We start from the raw sequence: 7,842 nt of genomic DNA, 5'->3' as shown, positions 1-7,842 counted from the left end.
TGACACCGATGATCTGGTTATCCCCGGTACGCACTTCTACCCGCCAGCGCCCCTTTGATGGCACAGGAATATGGCGCTTGTGAGACCAGGTGCGAAACCCGGATTCGCGGCCACCAAAGACCTTCAAGGGAATGCGGTCCACCTGTTCGCCATCACGAAACCAGTAGTGATAGACCTCCTGGCCCAGCCCCAACGGCGCCTTGATGGCCGTGTAGGCATACAGCCCCCCTGCCACTTCATCGGCACTGAACACCTCACCACTCACCAGCGGTTTGCGCTCGGCGCGATTGAATGACAACGCAACGGCCCGTTCCTGCAGGGACAACGTCAGCGGTGGCACCAGCGGGGCCAGCCAGCGCGGGGACAACGCGATCAGGCACGAGACCAGGATCAGCCCGAGCCAGCGAAACCATTTTCGCGGCCCGCCAAATCGCCAGAAGCTGGGCAACGCAAACAGGGCCGTGAGCCAGCCCGCCCACGCCAGTGCCGAATCCGTGCTCCAGTGGAAGATCAGCGGCAACAGCACCAGCAACGCCACAAATAACGCCCAGGCGTGAAAGCCGAAATACAGTGCCCGGTGTCGGGCCAGCCAGAAATAAACCGGGTCGATGATGCTGATGGCCGCCGCACTGACTACCAGGGTGGTGAAGAAAATATATTCCGCGCCACCGGACCATTGCAGCAGCACGAACGGCAGGCTGAAAAAGAACGCCTCCTGATGCACCGCCTGGAACAGCAACTTGAGCATGCCCTGGGGCAGGCCATCAAAGCGGGTACCGATCACCTTGTTCTGCCAGATCCCCTCGGTGAGCAGCAAGAGCCAGCTGAACACCAGCAGCCCGGTCAGCACCGCCGCTAACCACGGTTGGCGATCCACCAGAAAATAACTGCTCAGGCCCAGCGAGAAGCTGATCAGCGCCCAGACATGGCGAATCTGATAGAGCTTTTCAGTGAGGGTTTGTAGCGTCAGCGGCAAAGTGTGGCTCCGTCGAGGGGTTGCGTCTTCGACGTACTATAGCCCTGTGGGTTCCCGATGGCAGCAAAGGCTCTCCCGTTTCCCGATGGCCACCTGGCACTTGTAGGCGTTCCCTTCCAGGGGACGAACGAAAATCGCTCCGCATCTTTCCGTCTATTGCGATAATAAAAGAACAGGCGAAACTCAGAATCTACCGATGATCCTCCGGATCTTTTTCGCGCTTCGCGCGGTTCGTCCCCTGGAAGGGAACGCCTACAAGGGGCAGAGGAAGGAATAGCGTGGCGCGAACGCCACGCGGAGAAGATCAGCCTGCGAAGTTGAGCAGGACGCCGGCGGCGACGGCAGAGCCGATGACGCCGGCCACGTTGGGACCCATGGCATGCATGAGCAGGAAGTTGTGGGGGTTGGCGTCCAGGCCGACCTTGTTGGCCACCCGTGCCGCCATGGGGACGGCGGACACACCGGCGGCGCCGATAATGGGATTGACCGGGTGGCGACTGACGCGGTTGAGCAGCTTGGCCATCAGCACGCCAGTGGCGGTGCCGATCATGAAGGCCACCAGCCCCAGGGCCAGGATGCCCAGGGTTTCCATGACCAGGAACTGTTCTGCGCTGAGTTTCGCCCCCACGGCCAGCCCCAGCATGATGGTCACCACATTGATCAGGGCATTGCTGGTGGTATCCACTAGCCGGTTCACCACCCCGGATTCCTTCATCAGGTTACCCAGGCAGAACATGCCCAACAGTGGCGCCGCATCGGGTAACACCAGCGCCACCAGCACCAGCAACAGAATCGGGAACAGGATTTTTTCCACCTGGCTCACCGGGCGCAGTTGCTCCATTTTGATCTGGCGCTCTTTTTGCGAGGTCAGCGCCCGGATGATTGGCGGCTGGATAATGGGTACCAGCGCCATGTAGGAATAGGCCGCCACCGCAATCGCGCCAAGTAGATGCGGCGCCAGCTTGGTGGTGACATAGATGGAAGTGGGACCGTCTGCGCCACCGATGATGCCAATGGCGGCGGCATCCGACAGGGAAAATTCCATGCCCAGAAAATTCAGCGCCAGCGCCCCCAGCAAGGCGGCGAAGATGCCAAATTGCGCCGCCGCGCCCAGCAACAGGGTGCGCGGGTTGGCCAGCAGCGGGCCAAAATCGGTCATCGCCCCTACGCCCATGAAGATCAACAGCGGGAAAATGCCGGTAGTCAGGCCTACGGTATAAATCAAATAGAGAATACCGTCGCCGTAATTGGCTTTTACTGCCAGGTGGTGCAGCTGATCCTGCACCGCTGGCCCTGCCGCCTGCGCGGCCGTATAAAGCGCGTCACGCCCTGCCCCGGCCTCCATACCCAGCACCTGTGCCATGGAGGCCAACAGGTCAACAGAGCCAAAATGCAGCGCCTGACTGATGGCGGATTCCGCCAGCCCGGCCATGGGAATATTGGCCAGCAAGCCACCAAAGCCGATGGGCAACAACAGCAATGGCTCGAATTTTTTATGAATGGCCAGCCACAGCAAACCCAGGCAGACCAATAGCATGACCAGCTGGCCGCCGCTCATGTGAAACAGCCCGGTGCTGTGCCAGAGGGTTTGCAGCTTATCCATTGGCGGGCTCCACGCTGAGCAGGGTTTGCCCCACGGCCACGGCGTCGCCCTCTTTCACGGCAACCTCGCTGACCACGCCTGCGCAGGTACTGGACACATCCGTTTCCATTTTCATGGCTTCCAGCACCATGATTTTTTGACCTTCGGTGACCTGATCACCGGGCTTCACCAGTACCTGAAAAATATTCCCCGCCAGCGGCGCAGGCACCGGCACGCTGTTGGCCGGGTTACCGGGAGAGGGGGCGGATGGCGCAGGGGCAGAGGCACCACCCACCGCACGCAGGCCGGTTACATCACCGCCCTCGTTCACTTTCACCGTGTACTGTTGGCCGTCTACCTCAACGGTATAAACCCCTTCTGACTGCGTGCCGCTGCTGGCCGCGTCTTTACCTTCGCCCGGTGCCGCTTCAAACGCCGAGGCATCGCCCCGGTTTTCCAGAAAACGTTGCCCAATTTGCGGGAACAACGCATAGGTAAGCACGTCGTCGATTAAGCGCTCCCCTTCCGCCAGCGCCATGCCCCTGTCTTTTGCCAGAGACAGCACTTCATCACGGAGACTGCCCATTTCGTTGTCGAGCAGATCACCCGGGCGGCAGGTAACCGGTTCGTCCCCCTCCAGGGCGCGCTGCTGTAGCTCGGCATTGTACGGGGCCGGTGCGGCGCCATATTCGCCACGAAGGATGCCGCGGGTTTCCTTGCTGAGCACTTTGTAGCGTTCGCCGGAGAGCACATTGAGCACCGCCTGGGTGCCGACGATTTGCGAGGTGGGCGTCACCAGTGGAATGAACCCCAGATCTTCACGGACGCCGGGAATTTCCTGCAGCACTTCATCGAACCGGTCCGCTGCGCCCTGCTCCTTGAGCTGACTTTCCATATTGGTGAGCATGCCGCCGGGCACCTGCGCCACCAGGATGCGCGCATCCACACCGCGCAAGCTGCCTTCGAAGGCGGCGTACTTTTTGCGAACCTGACGAAAATAACCGGCAATACGATTCAGTTTTTTGATATCCAGCCCGGTATCCCGGTCCGTGCCTTCCAGCATGGCGACCACGGATTCCGTTGGGCTATGACCATAGGTCATCGACATGGACGAGATGGCGGTGTCCACGTTGTCGATGCCCGCTTCTGCCGCTTTCAGGGCTGTGGCGGTGGACAGCCCCGTGGTCGCGTGCGATTGCATGTGCACGGGAATATTCAGGGAAGCTTTCAGGCGCGTCACCAGCTCGAACGCCACGGCGGGGCGCAGCAGGCCGGCCATGTCCTTAATGGCAACAGAATGGGCGCCCATCTGTTCGATCACTTTGCCCTGCTCCACCCACATGTCCATGGTGTGCACCGGGCTGACCGTGTACGCGATAGTGCCCTGGGCGTGCTTGCCCTGCTTTACCACAGCGGCGATGGCCCGCTCGATATTGCGCATGTCGTTCATGGCATCAAACACACGGAACACATCCACGCCGTTTTCCGCTGCACGTTCCACAAAGGTATCCACCACATCATCCGCATAGTGGCGATAGCCCAACAGGTTCTGCCCACGCAGCAGCATTTGCTGTGGCGTTTTTGGCATGGCCTGCTTCAATTCGCGGATGCGCTGCCAGGGGTCTTCCCCCAGATAACGAATACAGGCATCAAAGGTCGCCCCACCCCAGGATTCCAGTGACCAGAAGCCAATCTCATCGAGTTCAGCAGCAATCGGCAGCATGTCATCCAGGCGCATACGGGTAGCAAACAGGGACTGGTGCGCATCACGCAGCACCACATCGGTAATGCCCAACGGTTTCAGGTCACTCATGGAATAATCCGGTATCTATGACAGTGAAGACTGGCGATGCTGCTGCACCGCTTTTTCGATAGCTTTGATAATGGCCGGCGATGGCATATTTTGCGGGGAGGCTGAAGCGGGCTGCGGCGCCGGTTCCTCTCGGCCGAATTTCTGCACCAGCGCCGACATGGCAGTGGTGACGGCCACCAGCACAATCAGAAAAACAAACACGACACCCATGCCAACCAGCATGAGTTCGACACCCTGAGCCATCATAGCGTTCATGGAACACTCCTTTTGGTTCCAAAAGCGGATTCAGTCACCGCGTGCGAGAGCGAAAGGCGTCGCCGTTTGGGCGGGCATCATGGTGGCCTTGTGAGCCGGTATTGCTCTCGCGGGGTTAAAGGCAATGTAGACAGATTGTCGACAACCCGCAATGAGGCATGCGAGGAACCGGTTGGTGGTTTTGATCAATCGACGGCGTGCAGGCCAGATTTATCCAGACCGTAGAGTAAAAAATATCGCAATGGAATGAAGTGCAATACGGCGTCGGGAAGACTTGGGGGTCGTACCTGCTCGGACAGCGTTGAGCCTGCGAGCCTGTTGCATGCGGCATGAAGGGTGAGGCGTGCAGCGGCCGCAGAGCGGCATAAAAAAAGGCCCCCGATTGGGAGCCTTCTTTTATTCGTATGGTACACCGGGAGGGAGTCGAACCCCCGACCTACTGGTTCGTAGCCAGTTGCTCTATCCAGCTGAGCTACCGGTGCAAATCTCGTTGCTGTAACGCCGCGAGAGGCTGCGCATTATTCCGAAAGCCCCGCGGTGAGTCAAGCGTAGATCGGTTAAAAGTTCGGCAATCAGCTTTCTGCGGCAGCCATTTGTTTTTGCATGTAATTTTCCAGGCCGACTTTATCGATCAGACCGAGCTGGGTCTCCAGCCAATCGATATGCTCTTCCTCGGATTCGAGGATATCTTTGAGCAGGTTACGGCTGATGTAATCCTGGATGGATTCGCAATAAGCAATGCCTTCACGCAGGTCTGGCACAGCCATTTGCTCAAGCTTGAGATCGCATTCCAGCATTTCCTTGGTGTTTTCACCAATCATCAGCTTGCCCAGATCCTGCAGGTTGGGAATGCCTTCCAGGAACAGAATGCGCTCGACCAGCATGTCCGCATGCTTCATCTCGTCGATGGATTCGTGATATTCCTTGGCATAGAGTGCCTGCAAGCCCCAATCCTGGTACATCTTGGCGTGGAGGAAGTACTGGTTAATGGCAACCAGCTCATTGCCGAGTGCACGGTTGAGGAACTCAATCGCTTTGGCGTCGCCTTTCATTGGGGGGATCTCCGTCACATGAACTTGGGGTAACCCCTATTGTTCAGCAAGTGTGTGACAGAGACAAGGCAGGAGAGGAAAAAAAGCGCTTCAAATACAAGCGCTTATGCAAATGAGAACGATTGTTTATGCGGTTTGTGGCCAGAAAACAACCGCCTCACCAGCAGTAGAAGAGTTCGAGAATGAGGTCGCCTCGTTTGCGCTACGGGTCTCACGCAAAATTTGGCGGGCGTGACGGGCACATTTACCACACTGACTTCCAACCCCAAGTTCCCGACGAAGATCACGCAGGCTGTCGCAGCCAGAATCGACCGCTTCCCGTATATGGTTGTCAGTAATACCCTTACAAATGCATACGTACATAAGTCGCCTTTCCTCAATCTCTGAAAAGGATGCTAAACCTAACGCGAATCATTATCAACTACTTTTGGGGATCTATTCACCCTCCCCGCTCCAGCTTCCCTGAGAGCAACGCCAGCCATATGTAAAAATGCACATTTTTGCCACCCAACCCCCTTATCCCACGGTGAAATCCTGGCAGCACGACCTGTACGACAGGCATAAAAAAAGCCCCGCAAAGCGGGGCTTTTAGCCTTCATAAACCCTTCTGACGTATCAGGAAGGCTTCTTCTTGGCCGGAGTACGCTTACGTGCAGCTTTCTTGGCAGGCGCTTTACGGGTTGCTGCCTTTTTTGCTGCAGGTTTCTTGGTGGCCGCTTTTTTGGCAGGCGCCTTTTTAGTCGCTGCTTTTTTTGCAGTCGCCTTGGGCTTGCGAGCGGTCGCTTTCTTGGCCGCACGCTTGGCCTTCGCCGCCGCTTTACGCGCAGCTGCCTTGGCTTTCTGCTCCGCTTTCTTCTGTTCGGCCTTGGCTTTCTTCGCCAGTTTGCGCTCATGATCACGCAATTTGGCTTTGAAGTTGCGCTCAGCAGTGCGCAGTTTCTTCACTTCGCGGGCAACCACTTTCTTGGCGGCCTGGATCTCGGCACGAATCAGTTTCGCTTCGCCACGAATATCCTGGAGTTTCAGGCGCGCAGTGTTCATGCGACCGCGTGCAGTTTCAACGGCACGCTTGGCGGCGGCAGTGGAAGTTTTTTGTGCTTTTTCACGCTTGGCGGCAACATCGGCACGCAGTTTCGACAGTTTGGCGTTCTCTGCGTCGATTTTGGCGCGATGCTTATCAAGTTTGGTTTGTGACTGGGTAACTTTCTTTTCTGCCTGGGCTACAGCTTTGTCCTGTAATTTAACCTTGGATTCAGCGTTGCTGACAGACTTGGGAACAGCCGGTGCTTTTGCAACAGCGGCTTTCTTCGCTGCGGGTTTGCGCGCCGCAGTTTTTTTCGCGGCGGCTTTCTTTGCTCTAGCCATGATTGATCTCCTAAGCTATGGCGTTGTCATCAGTACTGCGACAAGTGGAAAATAGCATAAAAAAAAATCAGTTGGTACATTATTTAATCAACCCACTTTTAATTTTTCTGATTTTTTTCACTGCCTTTGCTACCCGCCCTTTTCACCCCGTTTCTCTTTTACGCGTTTTCGTTTTATTTTTTATGGGCATTATTTACCTCCCGACGAATATTGAATCTTCCTGGGGCAGTATTTCTGCACGTTTTTCTACACTCGTTGTTCTTCCAGCACACCTTGGGTTTACACAACAACACAGTCCATGTGCACGAAAAAAAAGCACTCTTACAATAAAATCCACAGCTATTATGGAAAGCCTCCTCTCGCTATCGCGCCTGAAAAAGACAGATCACCCAGGCAAAGGCGCCTTTCTTTCCTGCGCCTCTTACAGCGAATCAACAAGACAGACTATTTTGATTTGAGTAGAACCGTTACACGCCGCCTGAAAGAATCGCCCCCATTACTTTGCGAGAAATGCCGTTCATTTTTCCACTTCCCGGAAGGCTATTAGGCATCACTTTTATTGGGTTGCATCCTCATTCGTTGTTTTTTCAGTTCGGGACGACTCCCAACCAGACGCGCCGTGCAGCTCCTTGAGAGACAACCCGCCATCCACATTACGGCGCCCCTTTCCCAACCCAGGAGAAAATCCGGGCATATGGCAGGAGGTAAAGCAGGACGAACAGGGGGTGGCCAGCACGGTAAGCGCCAGTCGGTATTCACACTGGGAGGGGTTTGGGGAGGGGTTTGGGGCGATATCAGG

Annotated in this window: 8 protein-coding genes and 1 tRNA gene; 1 reads left to right on the top strand and 8 read right to left on the bottom strand. The window is 56.5% G+C overall.

The window, feature by feature from the left end; genetic code table 11:
* The 8 genes from A3730_RS15255 to A3730_RS15225 form a co-directional block, all read right to left on the bottom strand.
* The coding region (locus tag A3730_RS15255; RefSeq protein ID WP_063521318.1) for a DUF5924 family protein at positions 1-976 on the bottom strand (976 nt) is incomplete at its 3' end.
* 304 nt (positions 977-1,280) lie between these two features.
* Entirely contained in the window at positions 1,281-2,579 is a 1,299-nt protein-coding gene (locus A3730_RS15250) for a sodium ion-translocating decarboxylase subunit beta (protein ID WP_063519673.1), read from the bottom strand.
* Entirely contained in the window at positions 2,572-4,371 is a 1,800-nt protein-coding gene (oadA, locus tag A3730_RS15245) for a sodium-extruding oxaloacetate decarboxylase subunit alpha (protein WP_063519672.1), read from the bottom strand. Before oadA ends, A3730_RS15250 begins: the two co-directional genes overlap by 8 nt.
* 15 nt (positions 4,372-4,386) lie before the next feature.
* Positions 4,387-4,626, bottom strand: a complete 240-nt coding sequence (locus A3730_RS15240; RefSeq protein WP_063519671.1) for an OadG family protein — start codon at positions 4,624-4,626, stop codon at positions 4,387-4,389.
* Between the two features lie 405 nt (positions 4,627-5,031).
* Positions 5,032-5,108: transfer RNA gene (locus A3730_RS15235), tRNA-Arg, on the bottom strand.
* Positions 5,109-5,198: 90 nt separating this feature from the next.
* Positions 5,199-5,678 carry a bacterioferritin gene (gene bfr, locus A3730_RS15230; protein ID WP_063519670.1) on the bottom strand — a complete coding sequence of 160 codons (480 nt, stop codon included), beginning with the start codon at positions 5,676-5,678 and terminating at the stop codon, positions 5,199-5,201.
* A 126-nt stretch (positions 5,679-5,804) separates the two neighbouring features.
* Positions 5,805-6,041, bottom strand: a complete 237-nt coding sequence (locus tag A3730_RS29760) for a bacterioferritin-associated ferredoxin (RefSeq protein ID WP_082872398.1) — start codon at positions 6,039-6,041, stop codon at positions 5,805-5,807.
* A gap of 252 nt (positions 6,042-6,293) precedes the next feature.
* Entirely contained in the window at positions 6,294-7,043 is a 750-nt protein-coding gene (locus tag A3730_RS15225; RefSeq protein WP_063538361.1) for a hypothetical protein, read from the bottom strand.
* A 17-nt stretch (positions 7,044-7,060) separates the two neighbouring features.
* On the opposite strand from A3730_RS15225, the gene A3730_RS30440 reads away from it, so the two are divergent.
* Positions 7,061-7,501: a hypothetical protein gene (locus tag A3730_RS30440; RefSeq protein ID WP_197477491.1), complete on the top strand. Its 441-nt coding sequence runs from the start codon at positions 7,061-7,063 to the stop codon at positions 7,499-7,501.
* The last annotated feature ends 341 nt before the right edge of the window (positions 7,502-7,842 follow it).

The sequence above is a fragment of the Alcanivorax sp. HI0044 genome (assembly GCF_001634945.1).
Note: the sequence above shows the minus strand (reverse complement) of the source record. Positions and strands in the feature narration are given on the sequence as shown.